The 738-nt window shown below is 56.0% G+C and carries 1 pseudogene; it reads left to right on the forward strand.

Features of this window, described 5'->3' with window-relative positions:
• Positions 1–309: 309 nt before the first annotated feature.
• Positions 310–738, forward strand: a pseudogene (locus EOA13_RS37380) (transposase); the annotation flags it as partial.

Below are 738 nucleotides of genomic sequence, written 5' to 3' on the forward strand. Positions count from 1 at the left end.
ATCCCGAAAACAAGCGCGTCCAGCTCATCCGCCGCCATGAGAAGATTAGTTCCCAAGAATATAAGGATTGCAATCGCTCCAGTCCGATTGTGCACAGTCATCGCACACCGCCGGCTGGACGCCTGAGCATCGCGTGTATGAGGCAGCTCTCTCGGTAGGCATGCCGGCTGCCCAAGGCCCATGACACACCGCTTGCTCGTTGCGGGGCTTCTCCGATAAAGCACGGCGAAAGCGATATGATACGTCGGGTACTCGCTAACCCAAACTGCGACTTGGCTAGCAAGTCATGCTCACATCAAGGAACAGACTATGAAGCGCCAGATCCGGCCATTCATCGTGGAACTGAAACAGAGGCGCGGTAAGCAGAAGCCAAGCCATTCGATCTGGGGCGATCTCGACCTGTCCAAGATTGCCACGGAGATGACGCGGCCGGCTCATGCTGCTCAGCTTCCAAATTCCCAGGTCATTGACTTCAGTATTAGACCCCTTGATGCTGAAGAAGGGGAAACACCACAAGCGGAGTATATCATGGCCGATTTTCAGGACGCTCAGACTGTTCAGACGACAGTAGCGCCAGCCAAAATGGTAGTGCCTGAATCCAAGAAGAAAGTTCCGCGAGCAAAGAAAGCGAAGGCAGAGCTCGTAAAGCCGGCCCGCAAGAACGGAGCGAAACCTGCGCCTCCGGCCGCGGAAGCCCCCGTGGCAGCGAAGACCGCACGCAAGACATATTCCGAGAAC

Origin of the sequence: Mesorhizobium sp. M7A.F.Ca.US.011.01.1.1 (assembly GCF_003998295.1) — a bacterium.
In the GTDB taxonomy this organism is placed as follows: domain Bacteria; phylum Pseudomonadota; class Alphaproteobacteria; order Rhizobiales; family Rhizobiaceae; genus Mesorhizobium.